Raw genomic sequence first — 23,983 nt, 5'->3', positions numbered from 1 at the left:
GGGGCCAAAACAAACATGGCTTAAAGAAAATCAAACACGCGCTGTTGAGTTCTCAAGAAACAACCGCTCTTCCCGTACAAGCGCCAGCCGTTCCGGCTGTCTGCTCTTCCGTGGAAGGCGTCTGCGTTTCCGCTTTGTTGTGTCTTTACTTTATCAGGTGTTCCGCGCCCCGCCAAATCGGCGGTTTGTGGTGGTTCTGATCGGGGTAAAGCCCGTTTGCTTCGTCTGCTTTTGTCCGAATGGACTGGGCTTTTGAAGCGACTCCCTGAGTTTACATGGCCCGAACAGTGCTCGAACCGCGAGGCTCGGAGGACAGTACCGGTGATGACTCTGGGAGGGACCGGCCCGTCCGCGGAGATTCCGCGTCCGTCTCGCTCGGTCTTGACCAACTGTACCCCTGCGCCGGAGTCCTCGTGACGCGTTCCGGGGAATCCGTCCGTGTGGTGTGTCCCGCTCCCCTCCGCCTGCGCGGGCGGGACCGGGACACACCGGCACACGTCGGCGTCAGAGCTTCTCGATCGGGGCGTACTTGACGAGGAAGTCCTTCTCGCCGATGTCGGCGCCGAAGTCGATGCGGGCCTTGGTCTTGTCACCGGCGCCCTCGACGAGCTGTACCCGGCCCATGCCGAACGAGTCGTGGTTGACCAGGTCGCCCACGCCGAGCGTCGGCGCCTCCTTGCCGGCGCCGCGGCGCGGACCTCCGCCGAAGGTGCTGCCGAACCCGCCGGAACCGCGCCCGCCGCCGATGCCGCGGCTGGGCGGGGCGGCCAGGCTGGACTCCGCCCTGCGCCAGTCGACCAGGGAGGCGGGGATCTCGTCCAGGAACCGCGAACCCGGGTTGTAGGAGGGCGTCCCCCAGGCGCTGCGCACCGCCGCGCGGCTGACGTAGAGGAGCCGCTGGGCGCGGGTCAGGCCCACGTAGGCCAGTCGCCGCTCCTCCTCCAGCTGCGTCTTGTCGCCCAGCGTGCGAGTGTGCGGGAAGACGCCGTCCTCCATGCCGGTGAGGAACACCGCGGGGAACTCCAGCCCCTTGGCCGCGTGCAGGGTCATCAGGGTGACGACGCCGCCGGTGTCGTCCGCGTCGGGGATCTGGTCGGTGTCCGCGACGAGGGAGATCCGCTCCAGGAAGTCGACCAGCGTCGGCTCCCCGGGATCGAGGGTGCCGGAGGGGACGGCGCCGTCCTCCTCGTCCTCGTCCGGGGGCTCCTCCTCCAGGAGCGCGGCGAAGGTGTGCTCGAACTCCCTGGCCACGTCCACGAACTCCTCCAGGTTCTCCACCCGGCTCTCGTCCTGGAGGTCCTTGGACTCGGCGAGCTCGGAGAGGTACCCGGTCTTGCTCAGCACCGCCTCGACGACCTCGGCGGGCGTGCTGCCCGGCACCGCCTCGGCCAGCTCGTCGAGCAGGGCGGTGAAGTTCTGCACCGCCTTGACCGAGCGGGTCGCGATCCCCGGCGCCTCGTCCACCCTGCGCAGCGCCCTGGAGAAGGAGATGCGCTCGCGTGCGGCGAACAGCTCCACCGCCTCCTCCGCCCGCGCCCCGATCCCGCGCTTGGGCACGTTGAGGATGCGCCGCAGGCTGACCGTGTCCTCGGGGTTGGCCAGCACCCGCAGGTAGGCGAGGATGTCGCGGATCTCCTTGCGCTCGTAGAAGCGCACGCCGCCGACGATCTTGTACGGCAGGCCGGTGCGGATGAACACGTCCTCGAACACGCGGGACTGCGCGTTGGTCCGGTAGAACACGGCGACCTGGCTGGGCGTGACCGTGCCCTCGTCGGTGAGCTTGTCGATCTCGCCGACCACGAACGCGGCCTCGTCGTGCTCGTTGTCGGCGACGTAGCCGGTGATGGCCGGGCCGTCGCCCTGCTCGGACCACAGGTTCTTGGCCGGACGCCCCTCGTTGCGGTCGATGACCGCGTTGGCCGCCGAGAGGATGTTCTGGGTGGAGCGGTAGTTCTGCTCCAGGAGGATGGTCCGCGCGCTCGGGAAGTCCCGCTCGAACTCCAGGATGTTGCGGATGGTCGCGCCGCGGAACGCGTAGATGGACTGGTCCGCGTCGCCGACCACGCACAGCTCGGCGGGCGGCACCACGCCGGTGTCGGAGTCCTCGGCCGCGCCGACCAGCTCGCGGACGAACGCGTACTGGGCGTGGTTGGTGTCCTGGTACTCGTCGACCATGACGTGCCGGAAGCGGCGCCGGTAGTACTCGGCGACGTCCGGGAACATCTGGAACAGGTTGACGGTGACCATGATCAGGTCGTCGAAGTCCATGGCGCCCGCCTCGTGCAGGCGCCGCTGGTAGAGCTGGTAGGCCTCCGCCAGCTTCTTCTCCTGCTCGGTCTGGGCCTGCTCGGCGGCCGTGTCGTAGTCGACCAGCTCGTTCTTGAGGTTGGACACCTGGAAGGAGAACGACTTGGGCGGGAACCGCTTGGGGTCGAGGTCCATCTCCTTGCAGACCAGCTGCATCAGCCGCGCGGAGTCCGCGGAGTCGTAGATGGTGAAGCTGCTGGGGTAGCCGAGCCTGTGCGCCTCCCTGCGCAGGATGCGCACGCACGCCGAGTGGAACGTCATCGTCCACATGGTGTTCGCGGCACGGACGCCGAGGAGGGCCTGGATGCGCTCCTTCATCTCGGCGGCGGCCTTGTTGGTGAAGGTGATCGCGAGGATCTCACCGGGGCGGACGCCGCGCTCGGCCATGAGGTGGGCGATGCGGTGCGTCAGGACGCGGGTCTTGCCCGATCCGGCGCCCGCCACGATCAGGAGCGGTGCGCCGCTGTGGGTGACGGCGTCGCGCTGGGGACCGTTCAGACCTTCGAGAAGCTGCTCTTGGGAGGACACTCCTCCAGGTTACGGCCGCCCGGGGACGGCGGTGTCCCGGTCGCCGGGGGCGCCTCCGCACGCTCTGCCCGTTTCGCGGGTGAAAGTGCGCTGACCGGCGGCCTAGGCTGTTTTGGTACGGGTCCCCGGTGGGGGACCGCGGTTGTCTCGGGGGGAGTTTCCTTGACCATGCGTGTGTTCGTCGACTGCGATCCGGGGATCGACGACGCCGTCGCTCTCGCCTACCTGGCCGCGCGCCCGGAGGTGGAGATCGTCGGGATCGGTGCGGTCTTCGGCAACAACAGCGTCGACATCACGGCGGACAACGCGCTGCGGCTCCTGGAGCTGTACGGCCGTCCGGACGTGCCCGTGGCGGTCGGCGCCGCCCGGCCGCTGGTGCAGGCTCCACGCCTCGCCGCGCACGTCCACGGCGGCAACGGCCTGGGCGACGTGGAGCTGCCCGCGCCCGCGGGCAAGCCGGTCGCGGAGTCCGCTGCCGAGCTGCTGGTGCGGCTGGTCCGCGAGGCCCCGGGGGAGATCGACGTCCTGGCGGTGGGCCCGCTCACCAACATCGCGATCGCGCTGGGGCTGGAGCCGCGGCTGCCGGAGCTGGTGCGGCGCCTCGTGGTGATGGGGGGCGCGGTGCGGGTCCCCGGCAACGTGACCTCGCACGCCGAGGCGAACATCAACAACGACCCCGAGGCCGCGGAGGCGGTGTTCGCGGCCGGGTTCGACCTGGACCTGGTGGCGCTGGACATCACCATGAAGACGGTGGCGACGCCCGAGTGGCTGTCCGACCTGCGGTCGGTGCCGGGTGAGCGCGCCGAGCGCACATCGGCGTTCCTGGACTTCTACGCGGACTTCTACACGGGGATCTTCGGCGTCCGCCAGTGCGCGATGCACGATCCGCTGGCCGCCGCGGTCCTGGTGGACGGGCACCTGGTGACGGACTCGTTCGAGGCGCCGCTGCGGGTGGAGCTGTCCGGCGGGCTCACGCGCGGGATGACCGTCGCCGACCTGCGCCCGCGTCCGGGGGCCGACGACCGCCGGCCCGCCCGGGTGGTCACGGGGGTGGCGGAGGCGGAGTTCCTCACCAGGATGATGGACTCCCTGCGCTGACGCGGCGACGGCGGCCGCCCCCCGGGGGGCGGCCGCCGTCGCCGTTCGCACGGCGGGTACGCGGCGTCCCTCCGGCCGGGGCGGGCCCCGCCCCGGCGGAAGCGCGTCAGACGAGCCGGCGGGCCGTCGCCCACCTGCTCAGCTCGTGCCGGTTGGAGAGCTGGAGCTTGCGCAGGACCGAGGACACGTGCGTCTCCACCGTCTTGACGGAGATGAACAGCTCCTTGGCCACCTCTTTGTACGCGTAGCCGCGCGCGATGTGCCGCAGCACCTCGCGCTCGCGCTGGGTGAGGCGGTCCAGCTCGGGGTCGACCGGCGGGGCGTCGGTCGCGGAGAACGCGTCCAGCACGAAACCGGCCAGGCGCGGCGAGAAGACCGCGTCGCCGTCGGCCACGCGCACGATGGCGTTGGCCAGCTCCTTGCCGGAGATGGTCTTGGTGACGTAGCCGCGGGCGCCGCCCCGCACCACGCCGATGACGTCCTCCGCCGCGTCGGAGACCGACAGCGCGAGGAAGCGGATCTGCGGGTGCTGTGACAGGACCCTGCGCAGCACCTCCACACCGCCGCCGCCGGGCAGGTGGACGTCCAGGAGGACGAGGTCGGGCTTCTGCTCGCCGATGACGTGCACGGCGCTGTCGACGTCCCCGGCCTCCCCGACGACGTCGACGGCGTCGCCCAGTTCGCCACGTACCCCGCTGCGGAACAGCCGGTGGTCGTCCACGATCACGACGCGGGGCACCGCGTCACCGTCACTGAAGGTCGTGCTCTCGTCTCCCACACCCTGGACTCTACCCACGTCGGGGGGCGGGGGACAGCGGCGCCGGGGGTCGCGGCGCCCGTTGTCCGCATCCGGTCGGCGGACGGCGCCCCGGGGTCCTCCCTCTCGGCTCCGGCCGGCGCTACGCCTCCGGGATGCGGGCCATGCGGAGCTGCACCTCGGTGCCCTCGCCCGGACCGGTGCGGATGCGCGCGGAGCCGCCGTGGCGCTCCATCCGGCCGAGGATGGATCCGCGCACGCCCATGCGGTCCTCGGGGATGTCGTCCATGTCGAACCCGGCGCCCCGGTCGCGGACGAACACGAGCACCTCGTCCTGGTCGACCTCGCCGAACACGGAGATGCTGTCGGTGCCCGCGTACTTGGAGGCGTTGACCATGGCCTCGCGGGCGGCGCGGAGCATCGCGGAGAGGGCGTCGTCCATGGGGCAGTCGCCCACGCACACCACCTCGATGGGGACGCCGTGCTCCTCCTCGACCTCGGCCGCGACGCGTTCGAGCGCGGGCGACACGGTGGTGTCGGCGTCGGCGGGCCGCTGGTAGAGCCAGCTGCGCAGGGCCCGCTCCTGGACGCGGGCGAGGCGCTGGACCTCCCGCGGGTCCTCGGCCCGGCGCTGGATGAGCGTGAGGGTGTGCAGGACGGAGTCGTGGATGTGGGCGGCGAGTTCGGCGCGCTCGGCGTTGCGGATGCGCTCGCGGCGCTCCTGGTCGCGTTCGCGGACCAGTCCGATGATCCACGGCGCGGCGATCAGGGAGACCCCGGCGAGGAGGGTGAAGGCGAAGGTCAGGCCGGCGCGGGCGTTCTGGAGCTGTTCCTGGAAGACGAGGAAGCCGATGACGCCGACCACGACCAGGAGGACGCCCGTCCCGGCGCGCATGACGCCCTTGCCGCCCCGGTCCCCCCTGCCGACGGCGCTGGTCATCCACTCGTCGCGCTGGGAGGGGTTGGCCTGCTGCCAGAGGATGATCCCTCCGAGCGTCCCGAACACCACGAACCAGAGCAGGGGGTCGAACACGCCGCCGAAGAGCAGGAACAGGAAGCCGAGCGCCGCGGCGAGGCCGACGTAGGCGATCAGCTGGGAGATGTCGCGGCCCTTGCGCCGGCCCTCCGCCTCACCGGGTCCGCGCTCGTCCCCGTCCTCCGGGTCCGCGGGGACGAAGAAGTACAGGGCGACGTACACGGCGAGGCCCATGCCGCCGACGGACAGGGCCATGAAGGCGAGGCGGACGACCACCGGGTCGAGTCCGAGGTGCCGGGCCAGTCCGGCGGCGACCCCTCCGAGGAGCCTGCCTTCCACCGCGCGGGTGAGCCGCGGGGTGTCCGCGGCCGTTGCTGCCACCGCCCGATCACCGCTTTCCGTCGCGTGGCGCGGGGTGTGCGCGCCGCTCGTGTGTCCTGTGCTCCAGGATGCCCTCCGTGGGAGGTGTTCGGCATCCGGGGCGCGTCCCTGGTCCTGCCCTGGCCCCGGTCAGGGTGTGTTCAGGGTCGTCCCGGATGCCGTGGCGCGTGGTTTCGGGTGACCATGGGTGGGTGAGGAAAGTGCGGTGAGTGACCATGGCTGACGATCCGACTCCCGGCGGTCCGGGGGGCGGCGCGTTCCCGGCGCCCGGTTCCCCGGGAGCCGCGGAGGGCGTGCCCCGGGCCGCCGCCGAGGCGCGCCCGGAGGCTTCGGGGCGCGAGATCCGCAAGGGGGACGAGGACCGGGTCCTCGCCGGTGTGTGCGCGGGCCTGGGCCGGTACACGGGGGTCGATCCCGTGGTGTGGCGGACGGGGTTCGTGCTGACCGCGTTCGCCGGGGGCGCCGGCCTGCTGCTCTACACCGGCGCGTGGATGCTGATGCGCGGGCCGGAGGGAGGTCCGGCGACGTTCGAGCAGATGCTGAACCGGAGCTTCCCCTCGCGTGCGGTGCCGAAGCTGCTGGCCGTCGGGTTGGCGGTGGCGACGGCGTTCAGCCTGGTGGGCGGCCTGGGGTGGTCGACCCTGGTGCTGGCGGTACCGCTGGTGCTGGGGCTGCTGACGGCGCGCAACCGCGGGGTGGACCTGCGGGCGGCGTTCGCGGAACTGCGGCAGGACCTGGCGTCGAAGGAGCCGCCGCCCGCGGCCCCGGTGTCGGGGCCGTCCCCGACCTACTACAACCCGGCCCAGCCGTGGGCGTCCGCCCCGCAGGGCCCGGTGGACCTGGCGGTGGTGGCGGAGCGTTCCGCGCACGCCGACGGGTCGGGAGCGGCGGGGGAGGACGACGACGCGGAGGAGGGGCCCGGCGGACGGCACGGGGGCGGCGGTTCCTCCGCCGTCGACCCGGACCGGGACACCGGCGGGGCGTGCCGCAGGGGTGCGCCGCTGGCGTCGTTCGCCCTGTGGACGGTCGTCGCCGGGGCCGTCCTGGTCCCGTTGGCCGTGTTCGGCTGGTCGTCCTCGCTGTGGAGCGCGCAGACGGCGACGCTGCTGCTCGGTCCGGAGACGGGCGTGTTCTTCCTCGCCGGGGTCCTGGCGGTGATCGGCCTCTGCTCGCTGGTCGGCGCCTGGGTGGGCGATCCCCGCGGCCTGGTGTCCATGGGGCTGGTGGCCGCCCTGGCGCTCGCGCTGGCGTCGGTGACCGACCTCACCCGGGTGCGGATCGGCGGGGAGACCTGGCGTCCGGCCACGGTCGCCGAGGCCGAGGCGGGCGACCACCTGCTCACCGTGGGCTCGGGGACCCTGGACCTGACCGGCATCGGGGACCTGGGGCCCGGCGAGACCGCCGACGTGTCGCTGAGCGTGGGCGCCGGCCACCTGGAGGTCCTCCTTCCGGAGGACGTCCGCGTCGCGTTCACTGCGGACGTCGGCCTCGGGATGGTGGACCTCGGAGGCGCGGGGGACGGTGGTGAGCTGGTCGGGCACTCCCTCGTCCACGAGGAGGTGTACGAACCCGTCCCGGTCTCCGCGCCCGGCGGCGCGGCGGAAGGTCCGGCGGACGGCGACGGGGCCGAACCCCCGTTGATCAACGTGCGCACCGATTCTCGGGTCGGGGTAGTGGAGGTACGGCATGGCGAAGCGTAGGACCGACTGGGGCTCGTTCGTGGCGGGGCTGCTGTTCCTCTCCCTCGCGGTCGCGTTCGCCGTGCGCGGCACCGGCGACTGGGAGTTCGACGTGGTCTGGGTGCTGCCGGTCCTGGCCGTCGGCCTGGGGGTGGCCGGGGTGGCCCGCGTGCTCACGCGGCGGTCGCGGAAGGAGGGGGCGGTGGCGGACGGCCCGGGCGGGGCGAAGGACTGACGCGCGGGAGCCCGGTCCCGTGGGGGCCGGGGAGCGCGGGCCGAAGGGCGCCGGCCGACGGGGGCGGCGCCCTTCGGCGTGCGCGCGCCCGGGACGCGTCCGGCCGCGGCCCGGGGCTATCCGGCGGCGGGACGCTGCTCGGCGATGGCCGCGAACCCGGCCACGTCGAGGGACTCCCCGCGGGCGCCCGGGTCCACGCCCGCGGCCCGGAGCGCGGTCTCGGCGGCGGGGGCGGACCCGGCCCAACCGGCCAGGGCGGCCCTCAGGGTCTTGCGGCGCTGGGCGAAGGCCGCGTCGATCACGGCGAAGACCTCCTTGCGGGTGGCCTTCGTGTCGGGCCGGGGGCGGCGGACGAGTTCGACGAGCCCGGAGTCGACGTTGGGGGCGGGCCAGAACACGTTGCGTCCGACCGAGCCGGCGCGCCGTGCCCGGGCGTACCAGGCGACCTTGGCGGAGGGGACCCCGTAGATGCGCCCGCCGGGGGTCGCGGTGATCCTGTCGGCCACCTCGGCCTGCACCATGACCAGGACCCGCCGGAGGCTGGGCAGGAGTTCGAGCAGGTGCAGCAGGACGGGCACCGACACGTTGTAGGGCAGGTTGGCCACCAGGGCGGTGGGGGCGGGGCCGGGCACCTCGGAGATGCGCATGGCGTCCCCGGGGACGACGGTGAGCCGGTCGGCCAGCTCGGGCGCGTGGTCGGCGACGGTTCCGGGGAGGGCGGCGGCGAGCGCCGGATCGATCTCGATGGCGGTCACGTGGCGCACGTGCGGGAGCAGTGCCAGGGTGAGCGAGCCCAGGCCCGGTCCGACCTCGGCCACGACGTCCTCGTCGGTGACGCCCGCGACCCGGACGATGCGGCGGACGGTGCCGTGGTCGATGACGAAGTTCTGGCCCAGGGTCTTGGTGGGCCTGATGCCGAACCGCTCGGCGAGCGCCCGCACGTCGGCGGGCGTCAGCAGGCGGGAGCGGTCGTCGGGTGCGGGTGTCTGTGTCACCCCCACATCTTGCCAGCTCCCGCCCGCTGCCCCGGCGGTCGGTCCGGGCGGGGCCCTTCCCCCTACTCGAAGAGGTGGGCGCCGCAGTGGGGCCACTGGCTCCGCCAGTTGCCGCCGACGGCGTCGTAGAGCCGCTGTGCGCGCCGGGTCTGCTCCGACGCGTCGGCGTCGGAGGGCAGCCCGGTCCCGCCCACCGACTGCCAGGTGGCGGCGCTGAACTGGTAGAGGCCGTAGTAGCCGCCCGCGGAGTTGACGGCCCCGGCGTCGCCGCCCGACTCGCACCGGGCGAGGGCTGCCCAGTTGAGGTCGGCGGCCGCTCCCCCGCCGGCGGGGGGCGCGGTGCCGATCTCGACGAGCCCCTCGACGGGTTCGGTGACGACCTCGTTCCGGAGCTCGTGCGGAACCTCCTCGCCGTCGAGCAGGACGGTGGCGGTGGTGACCCTCCGGAGCCCGTCCACGGGTTCGGTGACGACCTTGCGCTCCCCCTCGGGCAGGTCGGGGTTGTCCCGCTCTACGGTCTCGGCCGTGATGGCCTTCTCCTCCGTGACGGGTTCGCCGACGACGGGGGTGATCTCGACGACCATGTCGGGCTCGGCCGGCTCGTCCGGGGCGGGCGAGACGATGTCGTGCTCGCCGGGGGTCACCCCGGCGGAGAGGAGGACGTCGGCGACCGTCGCCCCGGTGGTCCTCGTCTCGGTGCGCACGGTGTCGTACATGACGACCATGCGCGGCGCCCGTTCGGCGGTGACGGTGAGGCCGCCCTCGGGGACGGGGGTGTCCCGGTCCTCGGACAGTTCGACCCCCTCGGGGTCCAGGCCGATCTCGCGGAGCGCCTCGTCGAGGGTGAGCGCGTGGACGCTGTGGTCGTGCCGGTGGCCGTCGAGTTCGAGGACCAGCTCGCGCGGGGAGCGCAGGACCACGTGGTCGCCGGAGGCGATCGGGGTCTCGGGGGGCGGGACGACGAGGTCGCCCTTCCCCGGTGTGACGCCCGCGGAGTCGAGGACGTCCTGGACCGTGCCGCCGAAGGTGTGCACGGTCCGCTCGTCGCCGTTGGCGTCGAGGACCACGCCGCGGTCCATGGCGAAGGCGGTCCCCACGGCGGCGACGGCGACGGCTCCCGCGACCGCGACGGCCATGAACGGGCGCGGGAGTCCGCCCCGTGCTCGCCGTCGGCCTTTGGCACGGCGCGTGCGCTTCTTCGGGGTAGCGGGCATGGCGGCTGCATCCTTCTCGGAAAAGGGGTGGTTCGGGTTTCTCCGGTTTCGCCCGGGTAGGGCTGCCCCTGGAGCCGTCTCCGCTGATGGCGACGGCGGTCCGCGGGCTCTCCACGCGGCTTCGCGGCTCTCTCCCACGAGCACGGACACATTAACACCCATTGTGGTTCGCGTTTTTAATCAGCCGAAATGATTTTCCTTCTGCCGGTTTTAGTTACCCTTCTTCCTTTTCTCCTTCAACGGTCTTGTGCAGTGCCGCTGTGGCGCCCTCCGCACGGAGCCTGCACAATGAACCGAACCACGTTCTAGATCGCTCTCTCAGCTGGAGGCTCGCACCCATGGGACCCCTCACCGGAATCCGTGTCGTCGAGTTCACCGGGATCGGCCCCGCGCCGATGGCCGGGATGCTCCTCGCCGACCTGGGTGCCAGTGTCATCCGCCTGGACCGCCCCCCGGCCGCCGACGCCGTGAACGCCGGGGCCGACGGCCCCCACATGAGCGAGGGGCGCACCGTTCTGGGCGCCGACCTCAAGACCGACGGGGGGCGCGCCCTCGCCCGCGACCTGGTCGCCCGCGCCGACGTCCTCCTGGAGGGCTTCCGTCCCGGGGTCATGGAACGCCTCGGGCTCGGCCCCGACGCGTGCCTCGCGCTCAACCCCCGCCTGGTGTTCGCGCGGGTCACCGGCTGGGGCCAGGACGGCCCGCTCGCCCGCACCGCCGGACACGACATGAACTACGTCTCCGTCAACGGCGCCCTCCACGCCATCGGACGCGCGGGCGGCCCGCCTGTGCCGCCGATCAACCTCCTCGGCGACTTCGCCGGGGGCACCATGTTCGCGGTCACCGGGATCCTGGCCGCCCTGGTCGAACGGCAGTCCTCCGGCCGGGGCCAGGTCGTGGACGCCGCCATGGTGGACGGCAGCTCCCTGCTCATGTCGATGGTCCACGAGGACCGGGCGCGCGGCGCGTGGAGCGACGAGCGCGGCACGAACTACCTGGACACGGGCGCCCCCTGGTACGACGTGTACGAGTGCTCGGACGGCGGGCACGTGTCGGTGGGCTGCATCGAGCCCCAGTTCTACTCCGCGTTCCTGGCAGGCCTGGGCCTGACCGGCGAGGACCTCCCCGGCCAGTGGGACCGGGACGGCTGGCCCCGGCTGCGCGAGCGCTTCGCGGAGGTCCTGCGCACCAGGAGCCGCGACGAGTGGGCGGCGGTGTTCGACGGCGTCGACGCGTGCGTGATGCCGGTCCTGTCCCTGGAGGAGGCCCCCGACCATCCGCACGTGCGGGCCCGCGGGACCCTGGTCCGCCACGGGTCCCGGGTGGTCCCCGGTCCGGCCCCGCGCTTCGACCGGACGCCCGGCGGTGTCACCCGCGGACGCGAGCGGCCCGACACCGGCACGACCCTCCGGGAGTGGGGCATCACCGGCTGACCGGTGCGGCGGTCCCGCGCCGGGTCACCCCTCGGGGGCGGTTCGGGCCGGCGGGCCCCGGCCCGGGCCACGCGCCCGGCGGGCGCGGGTCCCCCTACCGGGCGCGGATGGTCACTATCGTGGCCAGTCCGGCTGAGCGCGACTGGGGGGTTCGCCATGCCACGACGGCTCTTCGCACGGACGGCGGCGCGCTGGGGGGCGCGCCTGGGCCCGCTCGTCCTGTCCGGGGCGGTCCTGCTGTGCGCCGCCGCGCCGACGGCGGCCGCGGAGCCCCGGACACCCGCGGCGTCCGCCTCCGCGGAGGTTCCCCGGGCCGGGGGCGGTCCCGATCTGACGGACCGGCGCGGCGGTCCGGTGGTCCTCGTGGGCGTACCGGGACTGCTGTGGCAGGACGTGACCCCGGAGCACACACCGACGCTGTGGGGGATGGCCGAGGACGGCGCCATCGGCAACGTGTCGATCCGCAGCGCCACCTCCCGCACCTGCCCGACGGACGGCTGGCTGTCGGTGTCGGCCGGGCAGCGCGCCCTGTCCGAGCGCGAGCGCTTCACCGTGTGCGAGGCGGCGCCCGAACCCGAGGGCGACGGTTCGGGCGCGGTGGTCCCCGGGTTCGACTCCTACGTGCGGCTGAACGAGCGCTCGGCCTTCTCCGCCCCCGTCGGCCTGCTCGGGGAGACGGTGCGGGACTCCGGCGGAACCACCCTGGCGGCGGGCCCCGGCGCCGCCCTCGGCGTCGCCGACACCTCCGGCCGCGTCGACCACTACGCCGACGGGCCGCTCGACCTGACCACGGAACGCCTGGAGGGCGTGTCCCTGGCCGCCGTGGAACTGCCCGAGCTCACCCGGCTGTACCCCGACCCCCCGCGGGAACGGGAGACGGACGGTGCGGAGGAGCCCCCCGAACCCGACCCGGAGGACGTGCCGGAATGGGCGCGTGAGGAGGCGCTGGCCGACCTCGACGGACGGCTGAGGGCCCTGGAGCGGATCCTGCCGGTCGGCTCGTCCCTCATGGTCGTCGGCGTGTCCATGGACACCGGCCCCTCCCAGCTCACCGTGGCCCTGTCCGGGGAGATCACCGAGGACGGGTTCTCCGGGAGCGAGTCGTACCTGGCGTCGGAGTCGACCCGGCGCCCGGGGCTCGTGGCCCTCACCGACACCACGCCGACCGTCCTCACCGCGCTGGGGCTCAGGGCGACGGAGCCCACCAGCGGGCGGGTCTGGCACCTGGCCGAGCGTCCGCCGTCGGTCGAGCAGGCCCTCGTGCGCCTGGTGGACTTCAACACGGCGGCGGTGGTCGTGGGCGCGGCGATCCCCGGCTTCTTCAGCGGACTGGTCGCCTTCCAGCTCCTCATCTACGCGGCGGCGGCCTACGCCCTGCACCGGTACTCGGGCCGCCAGCGCGGCAAGCGCGCCCTGGTCCTGTCGGTGACGCGGATCGTCGCGCTCGCGGGCGCCGCCTTCCCCGTCGCCAGCTACCTGGCCAACCTCATCCCGTGGTGGGCCTCCGGGAGCCCGCTGGTGGCGCTGCTCGCCTGCGTGGTGACCGCCGACGCCCTGGTGGTGGCGCTGGCCGTGGCCGGACCGTGGCGCCGGAGCATCCTGGGACCGATGACGGTCGTCGCGGGCGCGACCACGGCGGTGCTCTTCCTCGACCTGTGCTTCGGGGCGAACCTGCAGATGAACTCGCCGACGGGCTACTCGCCGATCGTGGGCGGGCGGTTCTACGGGATAGGCAACATCGCCTTCGCGACGTTCGCGACCGGCATGCTCATGGCGGTCGCCGGGATCGCCCACGGGCTGATCACCCGGGGCCGGCGGCGCGCGGCCGTGGCGACGACCCTGGCGGTCGGCACCGCGTCCGTGCTCATCGTCGGCTGGCCCGGGCTGGGCACCGACTTCGGCGGGGTGATCGCCCTGGTCCCGGGACTCGCGGTGACGACGATGATGATCGCCGGGGTGAGGGTCACCCCCCTGCGGCTGGTGGCCGTGGGGGCGGTGGCGGTCGCGGCGATCTCGCTGCTCTCGTGGCGGGACTACCTGCGCCCGCCGGAGGAGCGCAGCCACCTGGGGGCGTTCGCGGCCCAGGTGGTGAACGGCGAGGCCGGGACCGTGCTGGCGCGCAAGCTCGGCGCGATGCTGGGGACCCTCGGCAACTGGCAGCTCACCCTGCTCGCGGCCTGTGCCCTGGTGTTCCTGTTCGTGGTGCTCAACCGGCCGACCAAGTGGCGGATCGGGGCGCTCCAGCGCGCCTACGAGTACGCGCCGACACTCCGGGCCGGCCTCACCGGCTCACTGGTGACGGCCCTCGCGGGGTTCGCGGCCAACGACTCGGGGGTGGCGATCCCCGCGATCGCCCTCACCGTGGCGGTTCCCCTGACGCTTTCCGCGTGCGTGTGGGCGGTCCAGCAGGAGGACCTGGACCAGACACCCGGCCGTCAACCGACCGAGAACGCCCACTGCTTGTGATCTGTGCCTCATGAGGCACAGGAAGAGCAAACAGCACGAGCACGACCTTGCGTCGCTCACGTCACGAATCGGCCACAGCCCTATGGTAAAGTCCGAGGCTGGGCGGGTCCGTTAGAGGAACATGGCACCTGCCGGGGCCCCTGGGGATCCCGGTGACCGACCGCCCGGCACACGGGGACGGCCGCGATTCCACCGCCCCGGAAGGCCACCCCTCGACCGCGAGGGGAATGCCCGCTCCCACGGGCGGGTTCACAGTTGCAGAGGGCTGGGAGTGGCCCGAAGCGACAAGCGACGCGTCCGACGACGCACCACGCGTCCTCCGCCGTCGGCGGCGGACAGGACGCGTCCAGGAACTTTCGACCCGGGTTCGCACGTTCGACAGGCATCCGTGCTTCACGCGGAATCCCCAGGACACCCAGGTGAGAAGGCGTTTCGTTCCCGGACCCAGCCCGGGGCACCACGCAAGGAACTTGATGAACCATCAGCTTGGCCACCGCGGTAACGCGGCGAACGCGCCGGTCGACGCACGCTCGTGGAGCGGCGTACGGCCCGCCTCGCCGACCCATCGGGCACGTCCCGAATACGCCGGAGTCGCAATGCCCGACCTGAACATCTCCTCCACCCTGCACGACGCCGGGCGCGTTCTGGCGCTGGACGGGGAGATCGACATGGCCACCGAGCACCGCTTCCAGGAGGCGGTGACCCAGGCCCTGACCACGCAGCCGTTCGGGCGGGTCGTACTGGACTGCTCCGACCTGCGGTTCATCGACTCCAGCGGTCTGCGCGTCCTCATCCGGGCGCACAAGGCGGCCAAGGAGCAGCAGGCGCTCCTCGCCATCGCCTCGCCCATCCACCGGGTGATGCAGACACTGCGGGTGACGTCGCTCGACACGCGCATCCCCGTCTTCACCACGGTCTCCGAGGCGCTCGCCGCACCGCGCGCCGACTGACCGTCCACCGACGGGGAGCCCCGACCCGCTCCCCGGTCGGCGAGGGCCGTACGGGCCCCGCCGGACCCCGCACAGGGCGCGACCACCGGGCCGCGCCCTTTCGTGTGTCCTGAACCGGCCGTCCCCCGCGGGACGTGCCGACCGGTCGCCTCAGAAGAGCAGCAGCCACACGCCGAGCGCGGTCACCGCGAGGTTCACCAGGGCGAACACCACCACCCAGAGGGTGCCGGGCACTCCGGTGAGCCGCGCGAGCTGGTCGGCGTCGGAGTGGGGGGAGGGGTTGCGCCTGCGCTGGGACTGGAGCTCGAAGACCGGTCGCACGCCGGCGAAGAGCAGGAACCAGATGAACAGGTAGGCGAAGGCGGCCTGGACCTCGGGCGGGGTGAACCAGCTGACGCCGAACACCACCGCGCCGGTGACGACGACCGACACCACTCCGTAGACGTTGCGGATCATCAGCAGCATCGCGGCCAGCACGACGATGCTCAGCCACAGCAGGGCGGTGATGCGGTCGGACATGAGCATGAGGATGCCCAGGAGCCCGATGACCGACGAGGAGACGTAGCCCGCGAAGACGGTCAGGATCATGCCGATGCCGGTCGGCCTGCCGCGGGAGACGGTCACACCGGAGGTGTCCGAGTGGAGCCGGATACCCGTGAGCTGTCGGCCGCTGAGCAGCGCGACGAGCGCGTGCCCGCCCTCGTGGGCGATGGTGACGACGTTGCGCCCGACCCTCCACGGTGGGCCGAGCAGGACGGCGGCCAGGGCCAGGACGGCCGCGGAGACGACGATCCACGACTCCGGCTCCGGTTGTACGGACAGGACTTCCTGCCAGACGTCACCCAAGGTTGTTCCCACCACTGCCCCCGACTCCTGCTTCGGCGTACCGTCGACGGGCCCGACCGGTTCGCGCCACGGCTGCCGGGAGACGCGGAGAACACGGGCCCTTGCCGAACTTTAGGGCATATGGCCGAGTGCTGCGGGGGCCTGTGGATAACGGTCGGGGCGGCACGAAAACGGGTGCACCGCACCGATGAACTGGCCAAAAGGGGACGACCGTCCTACAGTCACGACTGACAGTAGTTACTCAGATACACACAGCAAGGATCATGTCGTGAAACGTATCGCCGGACTCGCTCTCATCACCCTGGCCGCCGGTGCGGCCGTCGGCCTGGCCGCCTCCCCCGCCTCCGCGTGGGCCGGGGCCGAGGGGCCCCGCGGCTCCGAGCGTCCCGCAGCCGAGCAGTCCGGCCTCGGGGGCTACGACGGCCACGGGCAGGACCACCACGGAGGGAACACCGGTCACGGGCACCCCGGCCGGCCCGCCGGGGCCGGGCACGAACACCCGTCCGAGGAGGCCGGGGCCGGTCACGAGCACCCCGGCCAGCCCGCGGGGGCCGAGGAGGCCGAGGAGGCCGAGCACACGGAGGCGGCCGAGGGCGCGGAGGCCGAGGCGGAGAGCACCGAGGCCGAGACCGTCGAGGGCGAGGCCGTCGGAGGCGCGGACGCCGCCACCGCGGAGGCCCCCGGGGCCGAGGAGGCCACCAAGGGCGCGGAGTCCGAGGAGACCGCCGAGGCCGAGGAGGCCGAGGAGGAGACCGGGGCCGAGAGCACCGAGGGCGCGGACGCCGCCACCGCGGAGGCCCCCGAGGCCGAGCTCGTCGAGGCCGAGCACCCCGGCTACTTCTAGCCGGCGGGCCCCGGACGCCCGCGCGGCGCCGGACCCGTGTGAACAGCTCCGCCCACGGCCGCCGGCCGTGGGCGCCGCCGTTCCCCGGGACCGGGGAGGGTTCAGGCCCCGTCCCGCTCCGCCGCGGCCTTGAGGCGCTCCAGGGTCCTCTCGATGCTGCGCCCGTTCTTCGCCGGCATCCCCATCAGGACGTAGAACGCCGGGAGCCCCCGCGAGTAGTCGAAGGTCTCGGTGACCCGGGTGCCGCCCTCCGGCAGTTCCCGGAGCTCGTAGCGCCAGCGGTGGGGTCCCCCGTGCCGCCAGGCGATGAGCCGGTCCTCCTCGTACTCCACCACCCGGTTGGTGATCCGGTAGCCGACACCGAACATGCGCATGTCCATGCCGAACTCGCTGCCCCGCTCCAGCCGGTCGGGGCCGAAGTGGGTGCCGCGCACGGTGCCCGAGCCGTCGAACTCGGAGTGCAGCGCCGGTGACGCGACGATGTCGAAGATCCGCTTGGCGGGGGCGTCCACCACGACGCTCCGCGCAACCTTGTGTTTGGCCATGACCGCATCATGTCACCGTCGTCCGCCGCGCCCCGCGCGGGTCCGGCGAACCCGGCTCAGCCGCGGAGCGCGTGGCGCTCCACCCCCGCCAGCGTCCCCCCGGAGGGTTCGACGTGCACCACCCAGAACGAGCCCTTGCGCAGCCCCAGCTGCTGGGTGACCGGCGCCCCCAGCCGTGTGAGCGCCGCCGACATCAGCTTCGGGATCAGCTCCCCGTGCGTGCAGACGACCGTCGGCCGCCCTTCGGCGATGATGCGCCCGAACTCCTCGCGGGCCTCCTCCACGTCGTACTCCGACCCCTCCCGCACGGTGAAGGCGCGCTCGGTCCGCATCGGCACGTCGTGCTCCACGGTGTACGGCAGCACCGACTCCGTGCACCGCGCGGCGGCCGAGGAGACCACCCGGGGGCTCCCGTAGGCGCCGAGCACCCGGGACAGGGCCAGGGCGTCGGACCGCCCGGCCCCGTCGAGGGGGCGCAGCAGGTCGCTGCCGGACCACGCGCGCTTGTCCCCCGCCGACAGGTGCCGCAACAGGATCACGGGGACGGTGACGGCGGGCCCGGCCCGGAAGTTGTCGAGGACCTGGACGTCGTGGTCGTAGGTGAGCCTGTCCCGTGCCTCCGCCACGGGGACCCACTCGACCAGTTCGACCTCCTCGTTGGGCTTGTAGTCGATCTCCCCGCCGGGACGGTCCGGGGTGGCGGCCCACCACTCCACCTGTTTGGGCCACCCGTCCTTGAGGTAGTGCTGCGGCGGGAGCCTGCGCCCCATCAGCGGGGTCAGCCCCGTCTCCTCCTCGACCTCGCGGGCCGCGCCGGTGAGGGGGTGCTCGCCGTTCTTGAGCTTGCCCTTGGGCAGGGTCCAGTCGCCCCGCTCCGGGCGGCGGATGAGGACCACCTCGGTCGCACCGCCGGCACCCGTGCGCCACAGCACGGCGCCGCCGGCGCGGATGGGTTCGAGGTAGCCGCCGACCGCCGTGTCGCGCGGCGGGAAGGCACTGGTCATGCGTACCTCCCGTTCCGGTCCCCCGGTTCTCCCGTCCGGGGTCCCGGCGTCCGCGCCGGCCTCCGCTCCCCCGCTCATCCGCCCTCCACCACGCGCAGGTGGCGGTCTCCGCGCAGGCTGTCCTGGAGGTCGACGAGGGGCAGCCCGTCCTCGCCGTGCGTGTGCCGGGTCCACGTGCCGTCCGGTTCGAGGCGCCAGGACGAGGTGGTGGCGGCCATGGCCAGGTCCATGAGCCCGACCAGGCGGCGGCACTGCTCGGGGTCGGAGATCCGGACGAGCGCCTCCACCCTGCGGTCCAGGTTGCGCGGCATCAGGTCGGCGCTCCCGATCCACACCTGCGGCCGCCAGCCGTTGGCGAACACGAAGATGCGCGAGTGTTCGAGGAAGCGGCCCAGGATGCTGCGGACCCTGATGTTCTCGGAGAGGCCGGGGACGCCCGCGCGCAGGACGCAGCTCCCGCGCACCCACAGGTCGACGCCGACCCCGGCCTGCGAGGCCCGGTAGAGGGCGTCGATGATCTCCTCGTCGACCAGGGAGTTGACCTTGATCCGGATCCGGGCGGGGTCGCCCTTGAGGCTGTTCTCGATCTCCTGGGAGATCTGCTGGAGCAGGCCCTCGCGCAGTGCGGCCGGGGCGACGAGCAGGCGGCGGTAGTGCTTCTTGCGGGAGAACCCCGTCAGGCTGTTGAACAGGTCGCTGACGTCCTCCCCCACCTCCGGCTCGGAGCTGAACAGGCCGAAGTCCTCGTAGATGCGGGCGGTGCTGGGGTTGTAGTTGCCGGTGCCGACGTGGCAGTAGCGGCGCAGCAGCCCGTCGTCGTCCTTGCGTATGACCATGGACAGCTTGCAGTGGGTCTTGAGTCCGACGACGCCGTAGACGACGTGGCACCCCGCGAGTTCGAGCTTGCGAGCCCACTGGATGTTGTTCTGCTCGTCGAAGCGGGCCTTGATCTCGACCAGGACCACGACCTCCTTGCCCGCGTTGGCGGCCTCGATGAGGGCCTCGACGATGGGTGAGTCGCCGCTGGTGCGGTAGAGGGTCTGCTTGATCGCCACGACCGCGGGGTCGGCGGCGGCCATGGCCAGGAACCGCTCGGTGGTGGTGGCGAACGACTCGTAGGGGTGGTGGACGAGCACCTCCCGCCCGCGGATGGTCGAGAAGAGGTCCCCCATGGTCAGGGCCCGCGGTTCGACCGGGACCATGGGCTGGAAGCGCAGTTCCGGCCGGTCCGCGTCGGCGATCTGGGCCAGCCCGGCGAGGTTGAGCGGCCCGGGCACGCGGTAGATCTCCTCCTCCTCGGCGCCGAGCTCCTCGGTGAGGATCGACAGGACCTCGGCGGAGATGGTCTCCTCCACCTCCAGGCGCACGAGGGGGCCGAAGCGGCGGCGCAGGAGTTCGTTCTCCAGCGACGTGACGAGGTCGTCGGTCTCGTCCTCGTCCACCTCCAGGTCGGCGTTGCGGGTCACCCGGAAGGCGTGGTGCTCCAGGATCTGCATGCCCTCGAAGAGCTGGGGCAGGTGGGCGGCGATGACGTCCTCGACCGGGACGAACCTGCCGCCCGGGCGGGGGCCCGGCTCGATGAAGCGCGGCAGGGAGCTGGGCACCTTGACCCGGGCGAACATGCGCCGCTCGTCGAGCGGGTCGCGGACGGTGACCGCGAGGTTGAGCGAGCGGCCGGAGATGTAGGGGAAGGGGTGCGCGGAGTCGACCGCGAAGGGGGTCACCAGGGGGTAGACGGAGCGCAGGAAGTAGCCGTGCAGGTACTCGCGCTCGTCGTCGTCCAGCTCTCCCCAGCGCACGATGCGGATCCCGGCGTCCCGCAGGGCGGGGGCGACGCTGTCCTCGAAGCACGCGGCCTGGCGGAGCATCAGCTCGTGCGTGAAGAGCGAGATGCGTTCGAGGAGGGCGCGCGGCCGGTGTCCGCTGGAGGAGGCGACGGCGAGCCCGGTGGCCAGGCGCCGTTTGAGTCCGGCGACCCGGACCATGAAGAACTCGTCGAGGTTGCTGGAGAAGATGGCCAGGAACCGGGCGCGCTCCAGGAGCGGGATGTCCTCGTCCTCGGCGAGTTCCAGGACCCGCTGGTTGAACCGCAGCCACCCCTCCTCCCGGTCCATGAACCTGTCGGCGGGCAGCTCGGTCGTGGGACCCGCTGGTGTTGGCGCTGATTCCGTGCTCACAGTGGGCAGACTCCCCCTCTTTCATGACCGCACGGTGACAACCCCGTGAGGGGGAAATGACCTCCACGCGACCGCTATGGACCTTGTGTACCCGCCCACGGGCGGATGTCAGGGTATTTCGCGGACGGATTGCCGGTCTTCCACGGTCCGGGGACGGAAAGGGGGCCGGTCACAGGGGTGGGGCGGGCGGGCGGACGTGCCCGCGGGCCCTAGGTGATCCCGATCTGGAGGTCCGGCGGCATGATGACGACGAACATCCCGATCCGCATGAGCACGTTGAGCCACGTGTTCCGGAAGCAGGCCCACAGGTAGCCGTAGAACGCGCCTGCGGTGGCGTAGGTGAGCAGGGACAGCCCGGTGTCGTACACGAAGTCGACGCCGGTCAGCTGGGACACGGCGTCGTAGGGCTGGATGACCGCGTAGGTGAGCGCGAAGACCACCGAGGTCGCCAGGATGCCGCCCCACCGGCCCATCAGGATCTCCAGGCGGGTCTGCACCATGCCCCGGAAGAAGATCTCCTCGCAGACCGCGACGAAGGCGAACGCGAGCACGAAGCCGACGAGGGGGAAGGACACGGGCGGGAGCCCGGTGTACGGGACGAGCAGGTAGGCGATCAGGCCCAGGGCCAGGCCGACCGGGGCCAGGCCCGACCAGCGCCAGCCCTCGGTCACCTTCAGCGCGAGGGAGGGCATGGCGGTGCCCTTCCCGTCGATGGTGACGCCCGAGCGGTCCATGACCAGCAGGGGCAGGGTGAAGAGGAACAGCAGCCGGGACACCAGGGAGGCCGACATCGCCAGGTCGGCGCCGATCGTCGCCTCGTACATGCCGAAGAACAGCGACAGCACGACCATGCTGAGGACGAAGGCGCCCAGGCAGACCGCCAGCCAGGCGAGCTCCCGGCCCAGGGGGTGGCCCACCATCGCCGCGGCGATCCTGCGGTCCAGCGCGTCACGCGCCCCCAGCGACCGGACCAGGGCCCAGGCCAGGAGGCCGCCGACCAGCATCGGCCCCCAGGAGACGAGGAAGAGGACGGCGAAGTCGCCCAGGACGTCGGAGCGCAGGTCGGGGTGGACGGCCATCGGCACCGCGACGAGCAGGACGGCGAGGGCCGACCACCAGGTGAGCCCCCATCTTCGCACCATGGTCACAAGAGTCCCCCCTGTATCAGGACTCTCATTCTGCCCAAGAGATAACTAAAAGCTGTCCAATGACCACGGTATGTCGCCACTCGTCTCGGATCGGGGCGCTCCGGACGGCGGAACGGGGCGGGCCCGGGTCGTGCTCCGACCCGGGCCCGCCCCGTGGCACGCCGTCCCGCCGCGCCGGGGACCGGGCCGGGCGGCGGCCGGTGTCAGACCCCGTTGTCCAGGACCGACCTGAGGAAAGACCGGGTCCGCTCCTCCTGCGGGTCGCCGAAGATCTGGTCCGGCGTCCCCTCCTCCGCGATCTGCCCCTGGTCGAACATGAGCACGCGGTGCGACACGTCGCGGGCGAAACCCATCTCGTGGGTCACGCAGAGCATGGTGATGTCCGTGCTCTCGGCGACCTCGCGCAGGACGTCCAGGACACCGGCCACCAGCTCCGGGTCCAGCGCCGACGTGACCTCGTCCAGGAGGAGGATCTCCGGGCTCATCGCGAGCGCGCGGGCGATCGCCACGCGCTGCTGCTGGCCGCCGGACAGCTGGGTCGGGTGGGCGTCGACCTTGTCCGCCAGGCCCACCAGGTCCAGCAGCTGCTCGGCCTTGGCGTTCGCCTCCTCCTTGGGGATCCCGAGGACGTGGACCGGGGCCTCGATGACGTTCTGCCGCACGGTCATGTTCGGGAACAGGTTGAACTGCTGGAAGACCATGCCGATGCGCTTGCGGCGTTCGCGCAGGTAGCTCTCGCCGGCCGGGACCAGCCCTCCCGAACCGCCGCGGGGCATGTGGCTGAACGGTTCGCCGCCCACCCGGATGACGCCCTCGGTGACCTTCTCCAGGGTCATCAGCAGGCGCAGGATGGTGGTCTTCCCCGAACCGCTGGGCCCGATGAGGGTGACCCGCTCCCCGGGGTCGACCGAGAAGTCCAGGTGGTCGAGCACGGTGAGGTCGCCGAAGCGCTTGACCACCTGGTCGAAGACGATCAGGGGGCCTCCCCCGGCCCCGGCCCCGCCACCCTGGGGCCGTGCGTTCGTAGGGGTGTCAGACGGCGGCATAGCGTCGCTCCAGTCGTCGGATGATGATCGCGGACGGGATGCTCACGAGGAGGAACAGGAACCCGACGAGGGTGAACGCCTCCACGATCTTGAAACTCGCCTGGCCGACCTGCTGGGCGGTGGCCAGGAGCTCCACGACCGTGATGGCGAAGAGCAGCGGGGTGTCCTTGAACATCGCGATGAGGTAGTTGCCCAGCGCGGGGATGACCTTGCGGATCGCCTGCGGCAGCACGATCGCCCCCCACGTGCGCCGGGCCGGGAGGCTCAGCGCGCGCGCCGCCTCCCACTGGCCCACGGCCACGCCCTCGATGCCCGAGCGGTACACCTCGGCGGTGTAGGCCGCGTAGTGCACCCCCAGGACGATGATGCCGACCATCAGGGGCGAGAAGCCCGCGGGCACGAGGGCGAAGACGAAGACCAGCTGCACCAGCAGCGGCGTGGTGCGGATGAACTCCATCACCACGTGGACGATCGTCCCGAGCACCGGGATCCGGCGGACCATGGCGATCACGAGGCCCAGGGCCAGCGCGATCAGGTAGCCGAACACGGTGGCCTGGACGGTGACCCACAGGCCGCGCAGGAGGTCCGGCATGACCTCCAGGGTGAACTCGAAGTCCCAGATCACTTGGCGACACCCACCTTCGTGCCCACGGACGGGGGCCGCAGAAGCGCCAGCAGCCCGGTGCCTCCGGGCGGGATCCGTCCCAGCTTGCGGTTGGCGCGGCGTTCGAGCAGTCGCATGCCGAAGATCAGCACCTGCGCGATCAGGTAGTAGAGGATGAGGGCTCCGGTGAAGGCCAGGACCGTCTCACCCGTGGCGGAGCGGATCTGCTGCGCCACGGCCGTCAGGTCGGCCACACCGATGAGGTAGGCCACAGCGGTGGCCTTCATGAGCTCGATGACCAGGTTGCCGAACGTGGGCAGCATCTGCGCCCACGCCTGGGGGAGCACCACCAGGCGGGTCCGCTGGAACCACGACATGTTCAGCGCGACGCACGCCTCCACCTGGGCCTTGGGCACGGCGTTGAGGGCCGCGCGCACCACCTCGGCGCCGTAGGCTCCGAGGTTGATGCCCAGGGCGACGATCGCCGCGAAGGTGTCGTCCAGCTTGTAGCCGGACACCAGCGGTAGGGCGTACGCCATCCAGAACATCAGGACCAGTGCGGCGATACCGCGGAAGACCTCCACGTAGACCGTGGCCACGGCCCGGGGAAGCCAGTGCTTCATGCTGCCCAGGATCCCGAAGACCATGGCCAGCACGAAGGCCAGCACACTGCCGCCCAAGGTCAGCTGGACGGTGATCAGAGCGCCGTCGAGATATCGGGGGAGCTGCTCGATCAGGAAGTCCACGTCG

21 protein-coding genes are annotated in these 23,983 nt (G+C 72.2%); 8 read left to right on the top strand and 13 right to left on the bottom strand.

Translation table 11 applies throughout. The features are described from left to right. The coding region (locus tag ABZ234_RS29120; RefSeq protein WP_355014137.1) for a hypothetical protein at positions 1-256 on the top strand (256 nt) is incomplete at its 5' end. A gap of 248 nt (positions 257-504) precedes the next feature. Here the strand turns inward: ABZ234_RS29120 and pcrA are convergent. Continuing rightward, complete coding sequence (pcrA, locus tag ABZ234_RS29115; protein ID WP_355014136.1) at positions 505-2,835, bottom strand: DNA helicase PcrA; 2,331 nt, start codon at positions 2,833-2,835, stop codon at positions 505-507. Positions 2,836-3,003: 168 nt separating this feature from the next. Here pcrA and ABZ234_RS29110 point away from each other — a divergent pair, with 168 nt between their 5' ends. Beyond that, positions 3,004-3,933, top strand: a complete 930-nt coding sequence (locus tag ABZ234_RS29110; RefSeq protein ID WP_355014140.1) for a nucleoside hydrolase — start codon at positions 3,004-3,006, stop codon at positions 3,931-3,933. Between the two features lie 106 nt (positions 3,934-4,039). Here ABZ234_RS29110 and ABZ234_RS29105 read toward each other — a convergent pair whose 3' ends face one another. Both ABZ234_RS29105 and ABZ234_RS29100 read right to left on the bottom strand, forming a co-directional pair. Further along, positions 4,040-4,711: a response regulator transcription factor gene (locus ABZ234_RS29105; protein ID WP_276567173.1), complete on the bottom strand. Its 672-nt coding sequence runs from the start codon at positions 4,709-4,711 to the stop codon at positions 4,040-4,042. 121 nt (positions 4,712-4,832) lie between these two features. Then, a complete protein-coding gene (locus ABZ234_RS29100) occupies positions 4,833-6,047 on the bottom strand; it encodes an ATP-binding protein (RefSeq protein ID WP_267946595.1) in 1,215 nt (404 codons plus the stop codon). A gap of 215 nt (positions 6,048-6,262) precedes the next feature. Here ABZ234_RS29100 and ABZ234_RS29095 point away from each other — a divergent pair, with 215 nt between their 5' ends. After that, positions 6,263-7,747 (top strand): PspC domain-containing protein, encoded by a 1,485-nt coding sequence (locus ABZ234_RS29095; RefSeq protein ID WP_355014135.1) that lies wholly within the window; start codon positions 6,263-6,265, stop codon positions 7,745-7,747. Further along, entirely contained in the window at positions 7,734-7,961 is a 228-nt protein-coding gene (locus ABZ234_RS29090) for a hypothetical protein (RefSeq protein WP_344182052.1), read from the top strand. The genes ABZ234_RS29095 and ABZ234_RS29090 overlap by 14 nt, the downstream gene beginning before the upstream one ends. Before the next feature lie 116 nt (positions 7,962-8,077). Here the strand turns inward: ABZ234_RS29090 and rsmA are convergent, their stop codons facing one another. Together rsmA and ABZ234_RS29080 are read right to left on the bottom strand one after the other, a co-directional pair. Beyond that, a complete protein-coding gene (rsmA, locus tag ABZ234_RS29085) occupies positions 8,078-8,962 on the bottom strand; it encodes a 16S rRNA (adenine(1518)-N(6)/adenine(1519)-N(6))-dimethyltransferase RsmA (RefSeq protein WP_267946598.1) in 885 nt (294 codons plus the stop codon). Positions 8,963-9,018: 56 nt separating this feature from the next. Continuing rightward, positions 9,019-10,092: a ubiquitin-like domain-containing protein gene (locus ABZ234_RS29080; RefSeq protein WP_355014139.1), complete on the bottom strand. Its 1,074-nt coding sequence runs from the start codon at positions 10,090-10,092 to the stop codon at positions 9,019-9,021. A gap of 416 nt (positions 10,093-10,508) precedes the next feature. On the opposite strand from ABZ234_RS29080, the gene ABZ234_RS29075 reads away from it, so the two are divergent. The 3 genes from ABZ234_RS29075 to ABZ234_RS29065 all read left to right on the top strand — a co-directional run bounded on the left by ABZ234_RS29075 (position 10,509) and on the right by ABZ234_RS29065 (position 15,019). After that, on the top strand, positions 10,509-11,603 hold the full coding sequence (locus ABZ234_RS29075) for a CaiB/BaiF CoA-transferase family protein (protein WP_267946599.1): 1,095 nt from the start codon (positions 10,509-10,511) through the stop codon (positions 11,601-11,603). 156 nt (positions 11,604-11,759) lie between these two features. Beyond that, complete coding sequence (locus tag ABZ234_RS29070) at positions 11,760-14,069, top strand: hypothetical protein (RefSeq protein WP_355014134.1); 2,310 nt, start codon at positions 11,760-11,762, stop codon at positions 14,067-14,069. Positions 14,070-14,665: 596 nt separating this feature from the next. Next, entirely contained in the window at positions 14,666-15,019 is a 354-nt protein-coding gene (locus ABZ234_RS29065; protein WP_267946601.1) for an STAS domain-containing protein, read from the top strand. Between the two features lie 150 nt (positions 15,020-15,169). Here ABZ234_RS29065 and ABZ234_RS29060 read toward each other — a convergent pair whose 3' ends face one another. Next, positions 15,170-15,865: a M50 family metallopeptidase gene (locus ABZ234_RS29060; RefSeq protein ID WP_267946602.1), complete on the bottom strand. Its 696-nt coding sequence runs from the start codon at positions 15,863-15,865 to the stop codon at positions 15,170-15,172. 268 nt (positions 15,866-16,133) lie between these two features. On the opposite strand from ABZ234_RS29060, the gene ABZ234_RS29055 reads away from it, so the two are divergent. Next, positions 16,134-16,709 (top strand): hypothetical protein, encoded by a 576-nt coding sequence (locus ABZ234_RS29055; RefSeq protein WP_355014133.1) that lies wholly within the window; start codon positions 16,134-16,136, stop codon positions 16,707-16,709. A gap of 101 nt (positions 16,710-16,810) precedes the next feature. On the opposite strand, the gene ABZ234_RS29050 is transcribed toward ABZ234_RS29055, so the two are convergent. The 7 genes from ABZ234_RS29050 to ehuC form a co-directional block, all read right to left on the bottom strand. Then, positions 16,811-17,254: an SRPBCC family protein gene (locus ABZ234_RS29050; RefSeq protein ID WP_267946604.1), complete on the bottom strand. Its 444-nt coding sequence runs from the start codon at positions 17,252-17,254 to the stop codon at positions 16,811-16,813. Between the two features lie 56 nt (positions 17,255-17,310). After that, entirely contained in the window at positions 17,311-18,258 is a 948-nt protein-coding gene (locus ABZ234_RS29045; protein WP_355014132.1) for an NUDIX hydrolase, read from the bottom strand. 74 nt (positions 18,259-18,332) lie between these two features. Next, positions 18,333-20,435, bottom strand: coding sequence for an RNA degradosome polyphosphate kinase (locus ABZ234_RS29040; protein ID WP_267946606.1), 2,103 nt, complete (start codon positions 20,433-20,435; stop codon positions 18,333-18,335). 209 nt (positions 20,436-20,644) lie between these two features. After that, a complete protein-coding gene (locus ABZ234_RS29035) occupies positions 20,645-21,577 on the bottom strand; it encodes a CPBP family intramembrane glutamic endopeptidase (RefSeq protein WP_355014131.1) in 933 nt (310 codons plus the stop codon). Positions 21,578-21,786: 209 nt separating this feature from the next. Then, on the bottom strand, positions 21,787-22,629 hold the full coding sequence (ehuA, locus tag ABZ234_RS29030; RefSeq protein ID WP_267946608.1) for an ectoine/hydroxyectoine ABC transporter ATP-binding protein EhuA: 843 nt from the start codon (positions 22,627-22,629) through the stop codon (positions 21,787-21,789). Then, entirely contained in the window at positions 22,616-23,254 is a 639-nt protein-coding gene (gene ehuD, locus ABZ234_RS29025) for an ectoine/hydroxyectoine ABC transporter permease subunit EhuD (RefSeq protein WP_344182042.1), read from the bottom strand. Before ehuD ends, ehuA begins: the two co-directional genes overlap by 14 nt. Then, the gene (gene ehuC / locus ABZ234_RS29020; RefSeq protein WP_355014130.1) at positions 23,251-23,979 is read right to left on the bottom strand and encodes an ectoine/hydroxyectoine ABC transporter permease subunit EhuC; all 729 of its coding nucleotides are present in this window, start codon (positions 23,977-23,979) and stop codon (positions 23,251-23,253) included. Before ehuC ends, ehuD begins: the two co-directional genes overlap by 4 nt. Positions 23,980-23,983 lie beyond the last annotated feature (4 nt).

Source organism: Nocardiopsis sp. NPDC006198 (assembly GCF_040613895.1).
Classification (GTDB): Bacteria; Actinomycetota; Actinomycetes; order Streptosporangiales; family Streptosporangiaceae; genus Nocardiopsis; species Nocardiopsis tropica.
The sequence above is the reverse complement of the archived record's forward strand: the minus strand, read 5'-3'. Positions and strand labels throughout refer to the sequence as shown.

Coding starts and splice junctions, on each gene's coding strand:
- ABZ234_RS29090 (WP_344182052.1), top strand. CDS start 7,734: ATGGCGAAGCGTAGGACCGACTGGGGCTCGTTCGTGGCGGGGCTGCTG.
- ABZ234_RS29045 (WP_355014132.1), bottom strand. CDS start 18,258: ATGACCAGTGCCTTCCCGCCGCGCGACACGGCGGTCGGCGGCTACCTC.
- ABZ234_RS29075 (WP_267946599.1), top strand. CDS start 10,509: ATGGGACCCCTCACCGGAATCCGTGTCGTCGAGTTCACCGGGATCGGC.
- ABZ234_RS29110 (WP_355014140.1), top strand. CDS start 3,004: ATGCGTGTGTTCGTCGACTGCGATCCGGGGATCGACGACGCCGTCGCT.
- ABZ234_RS29065 (WP_267946601.1), top strand. CDS start 14,666: ATGCCCGACCTGAACATCTCCTCCACCCTGCACGACGCCGGGCGCGTT.
- ABZ234_RS29035 (WP_355014131.1), bottom strand. CDS start 21,577: ATGGTGCGAAGATGGGGGCTCACCTGGTGGTCGGCCCTCGCCGTCCTG.
- ABZ234_RS29080 (WP_355014139.1), bottom strand. CDS start 10,092: ATGGCCGTCGCGGTCGCGGGAGCCGTCGCCGTCGCCGCCGTGGGGACC.
- ABZ234_RS29050 (WP_267946604.1), bottom strand. CDS start 17,254: ATGGCCAAACACAAGGTTGCGCGGAGCGTCGTGGTGGACGCCCCCGCC.
- ABZ234_RS29070 (WP_355014134.1), top strand. CDS start 11,760: ATGCCACGACGGCTCTTCGCACGGACGGCGGCGCGCTGGGGGGCGCGC.
- ehuA (WP_267946608.1), bottom strand. CDS start 22,629: ATGCCGCCGTCTGACACCCCTACGAACGCACGGCCCCAGGGTGGCGGG.
- ABZ234_RS29095 (WP_355014135.1), top strand. CDS start 6,263: ATGGCTGACGATCCGACTCCCGGCGGTCCGGGGGGCGGCGCGTTCCCG.